At 73.5% G+C, this 17,563-nt stretch carries 15 protein-coding genes; 6 read left to right on the top strand and 9 right to left on the bottom strand.

The features are described 5' to 3' along the window. Nucleotides 1-8: 8 nt before the first annotated feature. On the bottom strand, nt 9-800 hold the full coding sequence (locus JQN70_RS03755; RefSeq protein ID WP_307835799.1) for a class I SAM-dependent methyltransferase: 792 nt from the start codon (nt 798-800) through the stop codon (nt 9-11). A gap of 160 nt (nt 801-960) precedes the next feature. Here JQN70_RS03755 and rpsA point away from each other — a divergent pair, with 160 nt between their 5' ends. Both rpsA and JQN70_RS03765 read left to right on the top strand, forming a co-directional pair. Continuing rightward, the gene (gene rpsA / locus JQN70_RS03760; RefSeq protein ID WP_204129986.1) at nt 961-2,445 is read left to right on the top strand and encodes a 30S ribosomal protein S1; all 1,485 of its coding nucleotides are present in this window, start codon (nt 961-963) and stop codon (nt 2,443-2,445) included. Between the two features lie 97 nt (nt 2,446-2,542). Then, nucleotides 2,543-3,013 (top strand): PPOX class F420-dependent oxidoreductase, encoded by a 471-nt coding sequence (locus tag JQN70_RS03765; protein ID WP_204129987.1) that lies wholly within the window; start codon nt 2,543-2,545, stop codon nt 3,011-3,013. On the opposite strand, the gene JQN70_RS03770 is transcribed toward JQN70_RS03765, so the two are convergent. Continuing rightward, on the bottom strand, nt 2,966-4,156 hold the full coding sequence (locus JQN70_RS03770; RefSeq protein WP_204129988.1) for an acyltransferase family protein: 1,191 nt from the start codon (nt 4,154-4,156) through the stop codon (nt 2,966-2,968). The two genes, JQN70_RS03765 and JQN70_RS03770, sit on opposite strands and share 48 nt — an antisense overlap. Continuing rightward, on the bottom strand, nt 4,153-5,331 hold the full coding sequence (locus JQN70_RS03775) for an acyltransferase family protein (RefSeq protein WP_204129989.1): 1,179 nt from the start codon (nt 5,329-5,331) through the stop codon (nt 4,153-4,155). Before JQN70_RS03775 ends, JQN70_RS03770 begins: the two co-directional genes overlap by 4 nt. A 67-nt stretch (nt 5,332-5,398) precedes the next feature. On the opposite strand from JQN70_RS03775, the gene coaE reads away from it, so the two are divergent. Next, the gene (coaE, locus tag JQN70_RS03780; protein WP_204129990.1) at nt 5,399-6,613 is read left to right on the top strand and encodes a dephospho-CoA kinase; all 1,215 of its coding nucleotides are present in this window, start codon (nt 5,399-5,401) and stop codon (nt 6,611-6,613) included. A gap of 9 nt (nt 6,614-6,622) precedes the next feature. After that, nucleotides 6,623-7,624 (top strand): magnesium transporter CorA family protein, encoded by a 1,002-nt coding sequence (locus tag JQN70_RS03785; protein WP_204129991.1) that lies wholly within the window; start codon nt 6,623-6,625, stop codon nt 7,622-7,624. Nucleotides 7,625-7,633: 9 nt separating this feature from the next. On the opposite strand, the gene JQN70_RS03790 is transcribed toward JQN70_RS03785, so the two are convergent. Further along, nucleotides 7,634-9,103, bottom strand: a complete 1,470-nt coding sequence (locus tag JQN70_RS03790; RefSeq protein ID WP_204129992.1) for a pyridoxal phosphate-dependent decarboxylase family protein — start codon at nt 9,101-9,103, stop codon at nt 7,634-7,636. Between the two features lie 74 nt (nt 9,104-9,177). Here JQN70_RS03790 and uvrB point away from each other — a divergent pair, with 74 nt between their 5' ends. Further along, nucleotides 9,178-11,289 (top strand): excinuclease ABC subunit UvrB, encoded by a 2,112-nt coding sequence (gene uvrB / locus JQN70_RS03795; protein ID WP_204129993.1) that lies wholly within the window; start codon nt 9,178-9,180, stop codon nt 11,287-11,289. A 135-nt stretch (nt 11,290-11,424) separates the two neighbouring features. Here the strand turns inward: uvrB and JQN70_RS03800 are convergent, their stop codons facing one another. The 3 genes from JQN70_RS03800 to JQN70_RS03810 form a co-directional block, all read right to left on the bottom strand. Then, nucleotides 11,425-11,841: a hypothetical protein gene (locus tag JQN70_RS03800; protein WP_204129994.1), complete on the bottom strand. Its 417-nt coding sequence runs from the start codon at nt 11,839-11,841 to the stop codon at nt 11,425-11,427. Nucleotides 11,842-11,898: 57 nt separating this feature from the next. Then, nucleotides 11,899-12,240 (bottom strand): hypothetical protein, encoded by a 342-nt coding sequence (locus JQN70_RS03805; RefSeq protein WP_204129995.1) that lies wholly within the window; start codon nt 12,238-12,240, stop codon nt 11,899-11,901. 188 nt (nt 12,241-12,428) lie between these two features. After that, entirely contained in the window at nt 12,429-12,755 is a 327-nt protein-coding gene (locus JQN70_RS03810) for an SGNH/GDSL hydrolase family protein (RefSeq protein ID WP_204129996.1), read from the bottom strand. A 330-nt stretch (nt 12,756-13,085) separates the two neighbouring features. On the opposite strand from JQN70_RS03810, the gene JQN70_RS03815 reads away from it, so the two are divergent. Beyond that, entirely contained in the window at nt 13,086-13,277 is a 192-nt protein-coding gene (locus tag JQN70_RS03815; RefSeq protein WP_204129997.1) for a hypothetical protein, read from the top strand. A 39-nt stretch (nt 13,278-13,316) separates the two neighbouring features. Here JQN70_RS03815 and JQN70_RS03820 read toward each other — a convergent pair whose 3' ends face one another. Together JQN70_RS03820 and JQN70_RS03825 are read right to left on the bottom strand one after the other, a co-directional pair. Beyond that, complete coding sequence (locus JQN70_RS03820; RefSeq protein WP_204129998.1) at nt 13,317-14,759, bottom strand: HNH endonuclease signature motif containing protein; 1,443 nt, start codon at nt 14,757-14,759, stop codon at nt 13,317-13,319. 94 nt (nt 14,760-14,853) lie between these two features. Continuing rightward, entirely contained in the window at nt 14,854-17,511 is a 2,658-nt protein-coding gene (locus JQN70_RS03825; RefSeq protein WP_204129999.1) for a phosphoenolpyruvate carboxylase, read from the bottom strand. Nucleotides 17,512-17,563 lie beyond the last annotated feature (52 nt).

Raw genomic sequence — 17,563 nt, forward strand, 5'->3', positions numbered from 1 at the left:
CGGCGGGGTCAGCGCTTCTCGGCGACGAGGATCGCGGTCCCCGGCAGCACCCGGCCGCGCAGCGGCGACCAGCCGCCCCACTCCTCGGTGTTCCTCTCGGGCCACTCCGGCTCGACGAGGTCGACGAGGTCGAGCCCGGCCGCCACCACCTGGCGCACGAGGTCGCCGAGGGTGCGGTGGTGCTCGACGTACGTGACGACCCCGGCCTCGCTCTCGACGTAGGGCGTCCGGTCGAAGTACGAGTGCGTCGCGGTGAGCCCCTCGGGTCCGGGGACGTCCGGGAAGGCCCAGCGCACCGGGTGCGACGTCGAGAAGACGAAGCGGCCGCCCGGGCGCAGCACGCGTGCCGCCTCCCGGAGCACGGCCCCGCTGTCGGCCACGAACGGGACGACCCCGTAGGCGGTGAAGACCCGGTCGACGGAGGCGTCGGCGAGGGGGAGCGCGGCGCCGTCGCACTGGACCAGCGGGAGCACCGACCCCGCCGCGGCGTCGATGGCCCGGGCGGTGCGGAGCATCCCGGCGGACAGGTCGCTCGCGACGACCCGCACGTCGTGGGCGCCGGCCAGCCAGCGCGAGCACTGGGCCCCGCCGGCGCCGATCTCGAGGACGGTCATGCCGTCGCGGACGCCGACGAGGTCGAGCTCGGCCTCGGTCCAGCCCTCGGGGCCCCAGACGAACCCGGCGTCGCCAAGGAAGGCGCCGTGCTCGTGGTGGTACCCCGGCGCCTCGGCGTCCCACCACGACCGGTTGGCCGCGACGGTCTCGGCGGCCCCGACCGGCCGGCGCGCGGCCTTGCTCACCGGGGGAGCCGGTGCCCGGCGTCCGGGCCGGTCAGCGACGTTTTGCCCCGTGCGTGCGGACGCGGGTAGTCTGGCCGAGCACACGTGTGACCTCTGCGGGTCACGCCTGCGCTCGTACCTTCCCATCGATTCCATCTGTCCACATCGGAGTTCCTACTACATGACTGCCAGCACGGTCGACACGACCGCCCCTCAGGTCGCCATCAACGACATCGGCTCTGAGGAAGACCTTCTCGCCGCGATCGACGCGACGATCAAGCACTTCAACGACGGCGACATCGTCGAGGGTCGCATCGTCAAGGTCGACCGGGACGAGGTCCTGCTCGACATCGGCTACAAGACCGAGGGCGTCATCCCCTCGCGCGAGCTGTCGATCAAGCACGACGTCGACCCCAACGAGGTCGTCGCCGTCGGCGACGAGGTCGAGGCCCTGGTCCTCCAGAAGGAGGACAAGGAGGGTCGCCTGATCCTGTCCAAGAAGCGCGCCCAGTACGAGCGCGCCTGGGGCACGATCGAGAAGATCAAGGAGGAGGACGGCGTCGTCACCGGCACCGTCATCGAGGTCGTCAAGGGCGGCCTCATCCTCGACATCGGCCTGCGCGGCTTCCTCCCGGCCTCCCTCGTCGAGATGCGTCGCGTCCGCGACCTCCAGCCCTACGTCGGCAAGGAGATCGAGGCCAAGATCATCGAGCTCGACAAGAACCGCAACAACGTGGTCCTGTCGCGACGTGCGTGGCTCGAGCAGACGCAGTCCGAGGTCCGCACGACCTTCCTCAAGGAGCTCGGCAAGGGCCAGGTCCGCACGGGTGTCGTGTCCTCGATCGTCAACTTCGGTGCGTTCGTCGACCTCGGCGGGGTCGACGGCCTCGTCCACGTCTCCGAGCTGTCCTGGAAGCACATCGACCACCCGTCCGAGGTCGTCGAGGTCGGCGACGAGGTCACCGTCGAGGTGCTCGACGTCGACATGGACCGCGAGCGTGTCTCCCTGTCGCTCAAGGCGACGCAGGAGGACCCGTGGCAGCACTTCGCCCGGACCCACGCGATCGGCCAGGTCGTCCCGGGCAAGGTCACCAAGCTCGTCCCGTTCGGTGCGTTCGTGCGCGTCGACGACGGCATCGAGGGCCTGGTCCACATCTCCGAGCTCGCCGAGCGCCACGTCGAGCTGCCCGAGCAGGTCGTCCAGGTCGGCCAGGAGATCTTCGTCAAGGTCATCGACATCGACCTCGAGCGTCGCCGCATCTCGCTCTCGCTCAAGCAGGCGAACGAGGACGGCGCCAACCAGGTCGAGTTCGACCCGACGCTCTACGGCATGGCCGCCGAGTACGACGAGGCCGGGAACTACAAGTACCCGGAGGGCTTCGACCCGGAGACCAACGAGTGGCTCGAGGGCTTCGAGACCCAGCGCGAGGCCTGGGAGAAGCAGTACGCCGAGGCGCACTCGCGCTGGGAGGCGCACCGCGCCCAGGTCGAGGCGGCCATCAAGGCCGACGCCGAGGCCGCCGGCGAGGCCGCGACCACGTCGTACAGCTCGGACAGCGCCGACACCGAGAGCTCCTCGGCGCGTCCGGCCGCGCCGGCGAGCGAGGGCACCCTCGCCTCCGACGAGGCCCTCGCCGCGCTGCGCGAGAAGCTCACCGGCAACTGAGCCGTCGCGTCGTCCGCGACGCACGGTTCGCCACGAGGCCCGGTCCCCCCGCGGGGGCCGGGCCTCGTGCGTGCCCCGGCGTGGCAGGGTGGGACCCATGCCACGATCCGTCGCCACGAACACCTCCGTCGACCTCGACGCGCTGCTCGAGTTCGTCCGCCCACGCCACCAGATGGTCCTGCTGACCACGCGCGGCTCGGACGGTCGCCCGCAGGCCTCGCCGGTCACCGGCGGGGTCGACGACGCGGGGCGCATCGTCGTCACGAGCTACCCCGAGCGGGCCAAGGTCCGCAACGCGCGCCGCGACCCGCGGTGCAGCGTGCTCGTCCTCTCCGACGACTTCGGGGGCGCGTGGGTGCAGGTCGACGGCGACGCCGAGGTCGTCGACGCGGTCGACGACGTCGAGCCCTTCGTCGAGTACTTCCGGAACATCTCGGGGGAGCACCCGGACTGGGACGAGTACCGGCAGGCGATGGTCGACCAGGGCAAGTCGCTGCTGCGGATCACCCCGACGCGCTGGTCACCCGTCGCGACCGGCGGCTTCCCCGCCCGGCTCGCGGACGGGTGAGCGCGAGAACCTCCGGAACAGCCGTCGCACCCCGCCCTCGACGACCGGCACGACGAGCCGGTGCACCGCGACGACCACCACGACGAGGAGGATGACCGTCGCGAGGAGGCGCGGCACCGTCTCCCAGCCGGTCGTGTGCCGCCGGACGAACTGGTAGATCGGCATGTGCCAGAGGAACACCGTCAGCGACGCCTGCCCGAGGACGGTGAGCGGCCGCCACGAGAGCACGACCGGGGTGAGGCTGCGGGCGTCCGCTCCGTTGGCCAGCCCGACGACGGTGAGGGTCGCCGCGACGGTCGCGGTGACGCCCTGCCAGCCGAAGTACCCGTCGATGCCGACGAAGGCGGTGCTCACGAGCGTCGCGAGCAGCAGCGCGAAGCCGCCGCCGGCCAGCGCGGTGGCGTTGCGGCGCACCCAGGCCGGGGTCGGCCGGCCGTGGAGGAGCAGGGCGGCCCCGGACCCGGCGACGAGGCCGTCGACGCGGCACACGGCGGTGAGGGCGGCGCGGTACCACCCCTCGTCGAGGTACACCTGCCAGCGCCACCAGCAGACGACGACGAAGCCGACGGCGGCGATGGCGAGCAGGATGCGGCGCCACCGCGCGAGCAGCACGACGAGCACGGTCGCGACGGCGAAGTACTGCACGTCGATGCTCAGGAAGTAGAGCGGGCCGACGTCCGAGCGGGCGCCGAGGGGGTCGTCGCGGACGAAGGTGTTGAACGAGAAGGTCGCGACCGCGACGAGCGAGCGGACGGTGGCCCGCTCGCTCGCGGTGTCGGTGGGGTCGAGGCGCCAGGTGAGGAACACCGCCACGAGCAGGACGTACACCTGCAGGGCGATGCGCACCGTGCGCTGCTCGAGGTAGAGGAGCGGCCCGAGGAACCGGCGGCGGTCGGTGCTCGCGAGCAGCCGCTCGGTGACGAGGTAGCCGCTGATGACGAAGAACGTGCTGACCGCGACGTTGCCCCCGGCGAGGACGAACCCGAACGACCCGAGCGGCGGGCGCTCGTCGAGCGGCCAGACGACGGTCGCGTGGTAAAGGACCACGAGCGCGATGGACAGGCCCCGCAGCCCGTCGACGGGGCGGGACCGGTGTGCGACCGAGTGCAGCGTCGTGGCGGCGGCCCGGGTGGCGGTGGTCACGGGGCGACACCCGGGGCGGCGGGCAGCGGCTCGTGGCGCCGCACGGGTCGCAGGTGGGTGGCGAGCCAGCGGCGCACCGGCTCCTCGACCCAACGGTGGGAGGCCACGGTCACCCCGGCGACGACGACGAGGACGACGACGGTCTGGGTCAGCCACGATGACGTGGACGCGTGCCGGCCGACGAAGAAGATCACCGGGTAGTGCCAGACGTAGATGACGAGGGAGGCGCGCCCGAGCCAGGCCAGCCACGGGGCCGACAGCCCACGGGTCACGGTGCTCGGCCGCTCGTGGAGCACGACCGCCGCCACGAGGGCGAGCGCGACGAGGACGAACGCGACGCTCCACCCCTCGAGGAACGCGAGCGGGCCGAGCTCGGGGTTGAGCATGAGCAGGCCGACGAGCGCGACCGCCGCCACCGCGCCGACGACCGGGGCGCGACGGCCGTGGGGGCGCAGCCACGGCAGGGCGACGGCCAGCGCCGCGCCGAGGAGGAGGCCGTCGGCCCGGGCGAAGGTGTCGACCGCGAGGGCGAACCACGTCTGGTCCGAGACGCGGACGAGGCGGTAGGTGGTGGCCGCGGCGGCGAGCCCGACGAGGACGACGGTCAGCAGGCGCCGGCGGGCCGCCAGCGCGAGGAGGAGGAGCGGGAGCACGACGTACCACTGCTGCTGGATCGAGAGGAACCACAGGTGGCCCATGTCGCCCCGGGCGCCGAGCGGGTTGAGGGCGTAGAGCCAGTTGTTCGTGTACGTCAGCGTGTTCGTCAGGGTGCGGACCGTCGTGGCCGGGGTGGCGGTGTCGGTGGGGTCGACGGCGGCCACGACGGCGACGGCCGCGCACAGCGGGACGAGCTGGGCGCCGACGCGCACGAGCCGCCGCACGAGGAAACGCAGCGGGTCGAGGCTGTCGCGGTCGAGGTCGCGCAGGAGGCCGGAGGTGACGATGTACCCGCTGACGAGGAAGAAGACCGGCACGGCGCCGCCCCCGACGAGGCCGCGCAGGTAGGGGACCGAGCGGATGCCCTCCTCCGGCCAGAGGAAGGCGCTGAGGTGGCCGAGGACGACGAGGACGATGGTCACGCCGCGCAGGCCGTCGAGCGCCTGGTTGCGGGCAGCCCGGGCCGCACCGGCGGTCCCGGCACCGCCCTCGGGCGCCACGGTCGGGGCTGTCGTCACGCGAGGAGGCTACCCGCCGGTCACATGCTCGGCCCGGGGACCCGCGGGACGGGCTAGGGTCGTCGGCATGCTGCGCGTCGGGCTCACGGGGGGCATCGGGTCCGGCAAGTCCACGGTCGCCCGGGCCCTCGCCGCCCTGGGGGCCGTCGTCGTCGACGCGGACGCCGTGGCGCGCGAGGTCGTCGAGCCGGGCACGCCGGCCCTCGCGGAGATCGCCCGGCGCTTCGGCCCGGACGTCCTGGCCGCGGACGGCTCGCTCGACCGTCCGGCCCTGGGCCGCCTCGTCTTCGGCGACCCCGCCGCCCTGCGCGACCTCGAGGCGGTGACGCACCCGGCCATCTGGGCCCGCACCGCCGAGCTCGTCGCCGCGGTCCCCGACGACGCCGTCCTCGTCCACGACATGCCGCTGCTCGTCGAGAAGGCGATGGCGGAGGAGTACCACCTCGTGCTCGTCGTCGGGGCGACGGAGGAGACGCGCCTTCACCGCCTGGTCGCCGACCGCGGGATGGACGAGGCGGACGCCCGGGCCCGCATCGGGGCGCAGGCCGACGACGACGCACGGCGCGCCGCCGCCGACGTCTGGCTCGACAACGAGGGCACCCGCGAGGCGCTCGAGGTGGCGGTGCGCCGGCTGTGGGCCGCGCGGCTCGAGCCGTTCGCCGCCAACCTGCGCACGGGGACCCGCAGCCGGCTGCCGGCCCCGGTCCTCAGCCCACCCGACCCGGCGTGGCCGGCCGGAGCCGAGCGGCTGCTCGCCCGGGTCCGGCACGCCGTCGGCGACGCCGCCGCCACGCTCGACCACGTCGGCTCGACGTCGGTCCCCGGCCTGCCGGCCAAGGACGTCATGGACCTCCAGGTCGGCGTGCGCAGCCTCGCCGACGCCGACGAGCCCGCGTTCGTCGAGGCGATGGCCGCGGCGGGCTTCCCGCGGGTCGAGGGCGAGACCACCGACCAGGGCTCCGACGGCCGCCCGTGGCCGAAGCGGTTCCACGGCTCGGCCGACCCCGGGCGGGTCGCGCACGTCCACGTCCGCGAGGTCGGGTCCCCGGGCTGGGAGTTCGCCCTCCTCTTCCGCGACTGGCTGCGCGCGGAGGCCGGTGAGCGGGACGCCTACGCGGCGCACAAGGCCGAGCTGGCCGCGTCCCTCGCGACGACCGAGCAGTACGCCGAGGCCAAGGAGCCCTGGTTCGCGCAGGCCCGCGTCCGGGCCCGCGAGTGGGCGTCGCGCACGCGGTGGACCCCGGCCGCCGCAGGCCGGTCCGGGGGACCACCCGCTGGCTAGAGTTCGACCATGGCCGTCTCCTCGGTCCGCAGCATCGGTCCCGACGGTGGCGTCGCGCGTCACGACGTCGGCGACCTGGCCGCCCTCCTCGCGGACCCCGGCGCCGGCTGGGTCTGGGTCGACGTCCCCGAGCCCGACGAGCGCACCGCCGCCCTGCTCACCGACGTCCTCGACGTGCACCCCGCGGCCGCCGCCGACGGGCTGTCCCGCAACCACGTCGCCCGGCTGCACCACTACGCCGACGTGCTCTACCTCGCGCTGCACCGGCCGTGCCCGGGGGAGCGGGGGCACGTCCACTACCTCGAGCTCGACCTCTACGTCGCCCCCGGCTTCCTCGTGACCCTCCACGGGCCGCGGAACCCGTCGGTCGGGCTCGGCGAGCTCCTCCGCGAGACCGAGGACGTCGCGGCGCGGCTCGAGGCCGGGCGGCTGCACCCCGCCGGACCCCTGGCGCTCGCGTACTCGCTCGTCTCGGCGCTGACCAACGCCCAGGAGCGGATCGTCAACGAGTTCGCCCAGCAGGTCGGCCTCCTCGAGCAGCGGGTCATGGCCCGGGCCGACGACGACCGCCCGCAGGACTTCCTCGACGAGCTGTTCACGGTGCGGCACACGCTGCTCACCGTGCGGACGATGGCCTCCCAGGGCGCGGAGGTCCTCGGCCGGGCGGCGACGCTCGAGGGTCGCGGGGACGACGGTGGCGCCGCGCTGCTCGACGACCTGCGCGACCAGTATCACCGGCTGGCCCGCATCACGCACAGCCAGCTCGAGTTCCTCCAGGGCGTCACCGACTTCTACCGGGCGCGCACGGACACCCGGATGCTCGTCGCCGCCGAGCGGCTGGCCGTCATCGCCGCGGTCACGCTGCCGGTGGCCGCCGTGTCGGGCGTCTTCGGGATGAACCTGATCGTCAACGACGCGACGCGGTGGTGGGAGCTGACGCTCGTCGTCGCGGCGATGCTCGGGACCTCGCTCTGGCTGCTGCGCTGGGCGCGGCGCCAGGGCTGGTGGTGACCCGGCCGGTCAGCGCGCGCCGGAGGTCGCTGTGGTGACGGCCTGCGGGCCGAGCCGCTCGAGCGCCTCGAGGAACAGGTCGACGTCCTCGGCCCTCGTGCGGTGGTTGCCGATCGCGACCCGCACCGCGAGCCGGCCGCTCAGGGCCGTCTCGGTGACGATCGCGACGCCGCTCTCCTGGACGAGGAGCACGAGCTCGCGGTTGACGGCGTCCAGCTGCTCGTCGTCGAGGCCGTCCGGGCGGTACCGGAAGCAGACGATGTCGCAGCCGACGGGAGCCATCCGCTCCAGGAGCGGGTGGTCGTCGACCCGGTCGGCGAGCCGGTGCGCCAGCGCGGTCGTGCGGTCCATCACCGCGCCGTGGGCGTCGGCACCGTGGGCGAGCAGGGCCATCCACACCCTGAGGGCCCGGAAGCCGCGGGTGAGGTCGATGCCGTACTCGTTGAACCAGACGTCGCCGGCCGCCAGGCCGCGGGTGGCGTGGCGGAGGTAGGCCGGGACGACGGAGAACGTCGCCCGGTGCGCGGCCTCGTCGCGGACGAGGACGAGCCCGACGTCGATCGGCGCCTGCATCCACTTGTGCAGGTCGAGGGCGACGGAGTCGGCACGGGCCAGGCCGCGGACGAGGTCGGCCCGGCCGCTCAGCCCGAGGAAGCCGCCGATGGCGCCGTCGACGTGCATCCAGAGCCCCTCGCGGGCGCACAGGTCGGCGACCGCGTCGAGGTCGTCGACCGCCCCGGTGTTGATGGTGCCCGCGGTGGCGACGACGGCGAGGGGGCGGATGCCCGCCGCCCGGTCCGCCGCGACGGCCTCGGCGAGGGCGTCGACGTCGAGGGTGAAGTCGTCGCGGACGGGGACGAGCCGCAGCGCGGCCTCCCCGAGCCCGAGCACCTCGCAGCTCTTGCGGTGGCAGCTGTGCACCTCGGCGGAGGCGTAGACGGCGACCCGGCCGGTGCCGGCGAGGCCGTCGGTGCGCACGCCCGGGCCGAGCACGGCGCTGCGGGCGACGGCGAGCCCGACGAGGTTGGCCTCCGACGCCCCGCTGACGAGCAGGCCGCTCGCGTCCGTGGGGTAGCCGACCGCCTCGGCGCACCAGCGGACGACCTGCTGCTCGACGAGCACGGGGGCGTGGTCGCCGCCGCCGAGGTTCGGGTTGAGGACGCTGGCGACGAGGTCGGCGAGGTTGCCCACCGGCGTGCCGGCGCCCATGTACCAGCCCCAGAAGCGGGCGTGGTCGTTGCCCATCGTGTAGGGCGCGACCCGGGTCATCACCTCGGCGTACGCGGCCTCGACCCCGATGCCCTCGCGGGGGAGCGGGCCGTCGAAGGAGGCGCGGACCTCGTGGGGAAGGGGCCGCCAGACCGGTTCGTCGCGGCGGTGCTCGAGGCGGTCGACGAGATCGTCCAGGGCCCGGTGCGCCAGGGCGCGGAAGTCGTCCCAGTCGGCGGGGTCGAGGCCCTCGGGCCGCTCGGCGCTCATGGGGCCGATGCTCCCACCGGGGCCGCCGCACGGCCAGAGCCCGGACTGTCGGTGGAGCGGCCTACCGTAGGGGGATGCGCCCCACCACCGAGCTCCAGCGCCGCGTCGCGCCGTTCGAGGTCGTCTCCGAGTTCCAGCCCGCGGGCGACCAGCCGAAGGCCATCGCCGAGCTGGCGCAGCGCGTCAAGGCCGGCGAGCAGGACGTCGTCCTCCTCGGCGCCACCGGCACGGGCAAGTCGGCCACCACGGCCTGGCTCGTCGAGCAGGTGCAGCGCCCCACCCTCGTCATGGCCCCGAACAAGACGCTCGCCGCGCAGCTGGCCAACGAGTTCCGCGAGCTGCTGCCGAACAACGCCGTCGAGTACTTCGTCAGCTACTACGACTACTACCAGCCCGAGGCCTACGTCCCGCAGACCGACACCTACATCGAGAAGGACTCCTCGATCAACGACGAGGTCGAGCGGCTGCGGCACAGCGCCACCAACAGCCTGCTCACCCGGCGCGACGTCATCGTCGTCGCGTCCGTGTCGTGCATCTACGGCCTGGGCACGCCGCAGGAGTACGTCGAGCGGATGGTCCCGCTGCGGGTGGGCGACGAGGTCAACCGCGACGACCTGCTGCGCCGGTTCGTGCAGATGCAGTACACCCGCAACGACCTCGCGTTCACCCGCGGCACCTTCCGGGTCCGCGGCGACACCGTCGAGATCATCCCGGTGTACGAGGAGCACGCGCTGCGCATCGAGTTCTTCGGCGACGAGGTCGAGCGGCTCTACACGCTGCACCCGGTCACCGGCGAGGTCGTGCGCGAGGAGGACGAGATGTACGTCTTCCCGGCCACCCACTACGTCGCCGGGCCGGCCCGGATGGAGCGCGCCATCGCCGGCATCGAGAAGGAGCTCGAGGACCAGCTGTCGCTCTTCGAGAAGCAGGGCAAGCTGCTCGAGGCGCAGCGGCTGCGGATGCGCACCACCTACGACATCGAGATGATGCGCCAGGTCGGGTCCTGCTCCGGCATCGAGAACTACTCGATGCACATCGACGGCCGCTCGCCCGGGTCGGCACCGAACTGCCTCCTCGACTACTTCCCCGAGGACTTCCTCCTCGTCATCGACGAGTCGCACGTCACCGTCCCGCAGATCGGGGCCATGTACGAGGGCGACATGTCGCGCAAGCGCACGCTCGTCGAGCACGGCTTCCGGCTGCCGTCGGCGATGGACAACCGGCCACTGAAGTGGGAGGAGTTCCTCGAGCGGATCGGGCAGACGGTCTACCTGTCGGCGACCCCCGGGTCGTACGAGGTGGCCAAGGCCGACGGCGTGGTCGAGCAGATCATCCGGCCCACCGGGCTCGTCGACCCCGAGGTGGTCCTCAAGCCGACCAAGGGCCAGATCGACGACCTGCTCCACGAGATCCGGGTCCGCACCGAGAAGAACGAGCGCATCCTCGTCACGACGCTCACGAAGAAGATGGCCGAGGACCTCACCGACTACCTGCTCGACAAGGGGGTGCGGGTCCGGTACCTGCACAGCGACATCGACACGCTGCGGCGCGTCGAGCTGCTCCGCGAGCTGCGGCTCGGGGAGTTCGACGTGCTCGTCGGCATCAACCTCCTGCGCGAGGGCCTCGACCTGCCCGAGGTCTCGCTCGTCGCGATCCTCGACGCCGACAAGGAGGGGTTCCTCCGCTCGAGCCGGTCCCTCATCCAGACGATCGGGCGCGCGGCCCGCAACGTGTCGGGCCAGGTGCACATGTACGCCGACAAGCTCACCCCGTCGATGGCCGAGGCGGTCGACGAGACGACCCGCCGCCGCGAGAAGCAGATGGCCTACAACCGCGAGCACGGCATCGACCCGCAGCCGCTGCGCAAGAAGATCGCCGACATCACCGACATGCTCCAGCGCGAGGACGCCGACACCGAGGAGCTGCTCGGCTCCGGGCGCGCGCGCTCCCGCGGCAAGTCCGACGGCGGCCGCGGCGGTCGGGGCGCGGCGGCCGCCGACGTGGCGCTCGGGGCGCGGCGGGCCGAGAGCGTGCCGGCCAGCGAGCTCGCCAACCTCATCCAGGAGCTCACCGCCCAGATGCACCAGGCGGCCGGCGACCTGCACTTCGAGCTCGCGGCCCGTCTCCGCGACGAGATCGGCGACCTCAAGAAGGAGCTGCGCCAGATGAGCGAGGCCACCCGGTGAGTCCGGGCGCCGGCGACACGGCGCGGGAGCGACGCTGACCGTCGGCACGGGACGCCGGACACCGGCGAGACCGGTGTGGGGGCACGGGTCTCGTCGGTCGTTCCTGCAGGAGCAGCAACCGGGCGAGCCGGCACCTCACAGCTCGTCCCAGGCACCCAGCGTCTCGGGCGCGGCCCCGCGAGCGAACGCGGTCAGGACGTCCACGGCCCTCTCGAGGGTGACGATGACGTCGCCGGTGAATGCGCTGCTTCCCTCCACGATCGGGAGCTCGGCGACCTCTCGCGGCGGGACGCATCCGTCTCCCTGCAGCACGGCGGACTCCTCCGGGGACCGGAAGAGGTGGATCACCGCACGTCCCGACGCCACGGACAGCGCCAGCATCGGGTGCGGGTCCGTGCCGCGACTCACCTCGGTGTAGCCCTCGCCCCGCGCCGTCATGGAGCCCACGAACCGGAGGAACGTCTCGACGTCCGACGCGGTCCGGACGTGGTGGTGCCGGTCCGTACCGACCCAGCCCGACCAGTCGACGACTGCCGTGCGGTGACCTTCCACGGGCACCAGCATGCCGGACGAGCACTGCCCGGCCCCCGCACCAGGGGCGTCCGGTGGTCAGGGCGACTCGTCGCGCGCTGCGGCCACCTCGTCCAGGATGCGGCGCAGGACGCCGACGGGCAGCACGAGCCCGACGTCCGCCGACTCGGGTCCGTCCTCGCCGAGGGTCATGTACAGGGTGTCGTCGGAGACGTGCCACCACACGTCGACCCCGGCGACCGTGCCGAGCCGGACGGCTCGGCGTCGGCGCCAGTCGGCGGCGGGCACCTCCGAGAGGCGCTGCCACTCCGCCGGGGTGGCCCGCACGTTCATCAGCCAGGACCGGCCCTCCAGGGTCACCACGACGATGACGTCGCGCTCCGCCTCCTGGGTCTCGGCCCTGACCGCGATCTCCTCCACGGGGGCATCGTCCCTCACTCCGCGCCGCCGGACCAGCCGTCGGTGTCGGGGAGTCGGCCGTCCGGGCGGCGCAGGTCCGTCATCATCTGCCGCTTCCCGTCGACCCCGGGCATCACCGTGGCGGTCTGCCACAGGCCCGCCGACCACGTGGAGACGTGGTCCTCGGCGAGCCTCCAGCACGACGCGTCCTAGCGGCTCGGCGCGACCCCGGCGGCTTGGAGGAGCGCGGCGATCCTCCGATGCCCCGCCGCGGAGGGGTGCGTGCCATCCGAGCCGATGAGGTCACCCGGCCAGGCGGTGCCGGAGGGACCGTTGAACGCACGGAGGAGGTCGACGCAGGAGGCGTGGTGTGCGGTCGCCACCTCCCACTCGGTCGCGTTGAAGGCGATCTCGATTTGGGCGGCGACCTTCGTGGCGATCGGTGGGCAGCAGACGTTGCCCGGCGGTCCGCCGAAGTCCGAGTACTGGGTGGTCAGGAGGACGGTGGTGGTGCGACCAGCCCGGAGCCTGTCCACCTCGGTCAGGATGGTGTCCAGGTTGGCGCGGTAGCGGCGAAGTTCTGTCTGCAGGCACGGCCCCACGAGCGCGGTCCACGACGCCTCGCGGTTGCCGTCGAAGAAGCCGCGGTCTCCGTCGCACGCGTCGTCGGCGGCGCCATCCCCGAGGACGTCCTGCTCGAGGCCGTCGACACCTCCTACGACCTCGTCGTCGCCAAGCTGCCGAAGAGGAAGCGCCCCTGACCCGGAGCCGGCGGTCCTGGTCGGCGGGAGTCTGGACGTATCGGCCCGTCAGCGGGACACTCGGGGGGAGCCGCCGGTCACCAGCCCGGGGGCGGGAGGTCGGCCATGGAGATCGTCCTGTGGTTCGTCGGGGTCATCCTCGCCGTCATCGTCCTCGTCGTGGTCGTCGACCGGAGGCGAGGGTCTTTCGGCCGGGGTGACGGTCCGCCGCCGGACATGAATATGACCAACCGCACCGGTGAGGGATACGCCGGGGACGTCAACGGACCCATGTCGAGCGGCGGTCCCGGCGGCTGACAGGCCGTCAACGCAGGAACCGCTGGCCGACCGACCGGATCAGGCCGGCACGCGGTGCTGGGGTTCGGTGGTGCGGGTGGCGCCGTTCGGGCCGTGCCAGGTGGTGGTGCCGTCGGGGGACAGGGCGGGTCGCCAGCGCTGGGTCTGCTTGAAGCGGTGGTGTCGTCGGCAGAGGGACTCGAGGTTGTCCGCCGTGGTGGTGCCGTCGGGCCAGGGTCTGGCGTGGTCGAGGTCGCAGCGTTCGGCGGGTCTGGTGCAGCCCCACATGCGGCAGGTGCCGTCGCGGGTCTTGACGAAGTCGCTGATGGCTGTGGGTGGGCGGTAGGCACTGGTGGTCAGGCTGGCGAGGGTGCCGGTGTCGGCCTCGAGCACGGCCCGGGAGACCTCCATCGGTAGGAGCTTCAGGAGGTTGGCGAGGGTGGCGGGCTCGACCCAGCCGAGACCGGGGATCTCGGTGCCGGAGACCGCGTACCCGGGCGAGACGACCGCCATGGTTCGGGCGATGTCGCCGTCGAGCTCGGCCGGCTCCTCGACCCAGGAGAGTTCCTCCCGGGAGGCGGGGTCGAGGTCGCCGTAGCGGACTTCCTCACCGGTGACCGCGTCGAACAGGGTGTCGTCGTCGTCCCACTCGACCCGGAACCGCCCACCCCTGGGTGTGGCGGGCGGCCGGTCGGTGACGACCGGAACCCCGAGGGTGACCTGGGCCGACACCGTCACGTTCCGGAGGACCAGGTCGGCCAGCGCATCAGCGCGGGACTCCGGCACCGAGAGGGTGTCGTCGATCTGCCGGTACTCGCCCGCGAGGGAGTCGACCGCGGACCACATCGCCGATGAGGTCGCGGTCGGCAGGGAAGCGAACCAGTCCGTCAGCCCGTCCACCCCGGCCCGGGTCTCCACGCACCGACCCCGCCGGGTCTTCGCGGCGTGCGCGGCCACCTGGTCCGCGGCCACCCGTCCCGCGACGCGTCGCGCCTCCCCGGTGACGCGGGCGGGGTCCATCGCGGGAAGCCGGCCCGCGAGCTCGGCATCGACCTGGACACACGCGTCGGCGTCGAGGCCGGCACACGCGTCGACGACCTTGTGCGCGGTCACCGCCGCCACGTCACCGGAGACGAGCAGGTCGCGGACCGCCGGGAACCGCTCACCCAGGGCCGCACCGAGTGCGGCCTTGCGCCCCGCGACCCCCTCGGTCAGGCCGCAGGCCAGAGACATCTCCGTCGCGGCCATCGCGTCGACGAACCCGAGCGGGTGCACCCGCTCCCACGGACCCGGTTCCCGCAGCGTCGTCTCCACCCGCGCACCCCACGCGCCCGCCACGGCCACCAGCGAGTCGGCCGCGTTCGCGAGCCCCTGCGCCTCACCCGCGAGCCCGAACGCATCCTCCGCCGACAGCCCCCGACCCCTGTCGGCGAGCTCACGACCCAGCGCCGCGCACTCCTCGCGCAGTGCCGCGATGCGCCTGCTGATCGTCCCCCTGTCCATGCCTCAGTCTACCTCGAAGCACCGACAACGGAAAGGCACATACACAGGTATTCGCCTGCAGCACAGCAAAGTTGCACCAGAATGCGGTGCAACCTCACCCCGTGTTCTGGAGTCCCGCGGCCAGCCCGTTGACGGTCAGCAGCAGCGGCCGGTGCCACTCCGACCCCGCCTCCTCACCGGCCGACCGGAACTCCGCCAGCCCCCGCAGCAGCAGGTGGCTGAGCATGTCGACGAACGGCCGCCGCAGCCCGACGGCGGTGTGCAGGTGGGGCTTTCGCTCGAGCATCTCCGACTGGCCCAGGAGCTCCAGCACCATCCGCCGGGTCAGGGCGAGCTCCTCGAGCACGAGCGACGCCAGCTCGGGGCGACCGCCCAGCCGCAGGAACCCGGCCGCCAGCTCGTCGTCGGTCTTCGCGAGGCTCATCTCGGCGACGTCGACGAGGGCCGCGAACACCGGCCACTCCCGGTAGGCCTCGCGCGCCGGCTCCAGCGACGGCAGCGCCGCCAGCCCGCTTCCGAGCCCGTACCACCCCGGCAGGTTGACCCGGGTCATCGACCACGCGAACACCCACGGGATGGCGCGGAGGTCATCGAGCGAGCGCCCGGACTCCGACCCCGACCGCCGCGACGGACGCGAGCCCAGCCGCAGGTCGGCCAGCAGGTCGAGGGGGCTGGACATCGCGAAGAAGTCGGCGAACCCCGGCTGCTCGACGAGCGACCGGAAGGTCCGACGGCTCGCGGCGTCGACGGCCGACCCGACCTCCTCGAACCGCCCGAGCGCCGCGTCCCGCGACGCCGCGTGCGCGGGCGAGTCGGTGAGCAACACGGCCGAGGCCACCCGCTCGAGGTGCTGCTCGGCGATGCGCACGTCGGCGTAGCGCGCGAAGATCACCTCGCCCTGCTCGGTGACCTTGAAGCGCCCGTCGACCGACCCGGTCGGCTGCGCGGCGATGGCCCGGTGCAGCGGTCCGCCGCCGCGTCCCAGCGACCCGCCCCGGCCGTGGAAGAGCGTCAGCTCCACGGAGTGACGGGCCGCCCACGCGACGAGCCCCACCTGGGCCCGGTGCAGCGCCAGGGTGGCCGATGCCGGCCCGACGTCCTTCGCCGAGTCGGAGTACCCGAGCATCACCTCGACCCGCCGCTCGACCCCGGAGAGCCACGACGCCGTCGACGGCAGCGCCACCCACGCCTCGAGGGTGCGGTCCGCGGCGTCGAGGTCGGCGCCGGTCTCGAAGAGCGGCACGACGTCGAGCGACAGCGGCCGGTCGCCCACGGCGAGACGGGCCAGCGCCCGCACCGCCACGAGGTCGGCCGCCGACTGGCTGAACGAGACGACGTAGCGCCCGCACGAGCGCCGGCCCCACCGCTGCTGGAGCCAGGCCATGACCCGCAGGGTGTCGAGCACCTCGCGGGTGGCGCCCTCGGGCGTCCCCTCGAGCTCCGGCCACCCGTCGACGGCGAGCCGGTCGAGCAGCTCGGCGTCGTCCGCCGCGGCCTCCGCGTCGGCCGGCCGGTCACCGTCCGGCAGCATCCCGAGGACGTCGACGAGCGCCGCCCGGTGCACCGACGAGTGCTGGCGCACCTCGAGCTCGGCGAGGTGGAAGCCGAAGGTCTGCACCATCCAGACGACGTCCTGGAGCTCGCCGAACGCGGTGCGCGCGTCACCGGCCGCGACGAGCGAGTCCTGGACGAGCCGGAGGTCCTCGAGCGCCTCGTCGGGACCCGGGTACGCCACGCCGGCCCGCTCGTCACGCGTCGCCGCCAGCCGGGCCGCGACGACGAGCAGCTTCTGCCGGTGCGGCTCGTTGGGGGAGTCCTTGGTGACCTCGGCGAGCAGCCGGGGGTGGGCGGCGGCGTCGTTGGCGAGCGCGTCGCGCAGGGCCGCGGTCGGGGGCGTCGACTCCTCGTCGACGGTGATCATCCGCGCCACCCGGTCGACGGCGTCGTGGAGGATCTCGAGGGCCTGGTCGGCGTGCGCCCGCACGGTCTCGCGGGTGACCTCGGCGGTGACGAACGGGTTGCCGTCGCGGTCGCCGCCGACCCACGAGCCGAAGCGCACGATGGGCGGAAGCGGTGTCTCGCCGGGGCGCACGTCGCCGCCGAACGCGGCCTCGACGGCCCGCTGGAACCGCGGCACCGCGTGGATGAGCGACTGCCGGAACACCGTGAGGACGGTCTTCACCTCGTCGGCCGGGGTCGGCCGGGTGATCCGCAGCGTCGAGGTGCGCTGGAGGATGTCGATGTCCTCGAGCATCCGGCGCCGTGCCCTGGCCCGCTCGGACGGTCCCGACCCCGGGTCGTCGTGCGCGTCGAGGTGCTCGGCAATGCGCCGCAGGGCCGAGGCCACCGCCCGGCGCCGCGCCTCCGTGGGGTGGGCGGTGAGCACCGGGTGGATGCGCATCCGCTCGACCCGCTCACGGGCGTCCGGGCCGGCCGCCGCGACCGCCGGCCCGATGTCGCCGGTGTCGGCGCCGCCGCCGTACTCGCCGTCCTCGCTGCGCAGCGACCGCGCCCGGTGGCGCTCCTCGGCGAGGTTCGTCAGGTGCAGGTGCACGGTGAGCAGCCGGGCGATGCGGGCCGTCGTGTCCGGGTCGAGGGCCGCGACGAGCGCCGCCGGGTCGCCCTCCTCCTCGCCGCGGCACCGGCGCTCGAGGGCGTCGGTGACCTCGAGGAGATCGGCCCGTCCGGACTCCTCGACGACCTGTCGGTGGAGGCTGGTCAGCAGGGAGAGGTCCTCGAGCATGCTCGCCATGCCGGCCAGCGTAGGAGGGTGCGGACGCCGTGCGTCGAGGCGTCCACCCGCC

It is taken from the genome of Phycicoccus sonneratiae, from assembly GCF_016887965.1.
GTDB classification, from domain to species: domain Bacteria; phylum Actinomycetota; class Actinomycetes; order Actinomycetales; family Dermatophilaceae; genus Phycicoccus; species Phycicoccus sonneratiae.

Coding starts and splice junctions, on each gene's coding strand:
- rpsA (WP_204129986.1), top strand. CDS start 961: ATGACTGCCAGCACGGTCGACACGACCGCCCCTCAGGTCGCCATCAAC.
- JQN70_RS03765 (WP_204129987.1), top strand. CDS start 2,543: ATGCCACGATCCGTCGCCACGAACACCTCCGTCGACCTCGACGCGCTG.
- coaE (WP_204129990.1), top strand. CDS start 5,399: ATGCTGCGCGTCGGGCTCACGGGGGGCATCGGGTCCGGCAAGTCCACG.
- JQN70_RS03785 (WP_204129991.1), top strand. CDS start 6,623: ATGGCCGTCTCCTCGGTCCGCAGCATCGGTCCCGACGGTGGCGTCGCG.
- JQN70_RS03790 (WP_204129992.1), bottom strand. CDS start 9,103: ATGAGCGCCGAGCGGCCCGAGGGCCTCGACCCCGCCGACTGGGACGAC.
- uvrB (WP_204129993.1), top strand. CDS start 9,178: ATGCGCCCCACCACCGAGCTCCAGCGCCGCGTCGCGCCGTTCGAGGTC.
- JQN70_RS03815 (WP_204129997.1), top strand. CDS start 13,086: ATGGAGATCGTCCTGTGGTTCGTCGGGGTCATCCTCGCCGTCATCGTC.
- JQN70_RS03820 (WP_204129998.1), bottom strand. CDS start 14,759: ATGGACAGGGGGACGATCAGCAGGCGCATCGCGGCACTGCGCGAGGAG.
- JQN70_RS03825 (WP_204129999.1), bottom strand. CDS start 17,511: ATGGCGAGCATGCTCGAGGACCTCTCCCTGCTGACCAGCCTCCACCGA.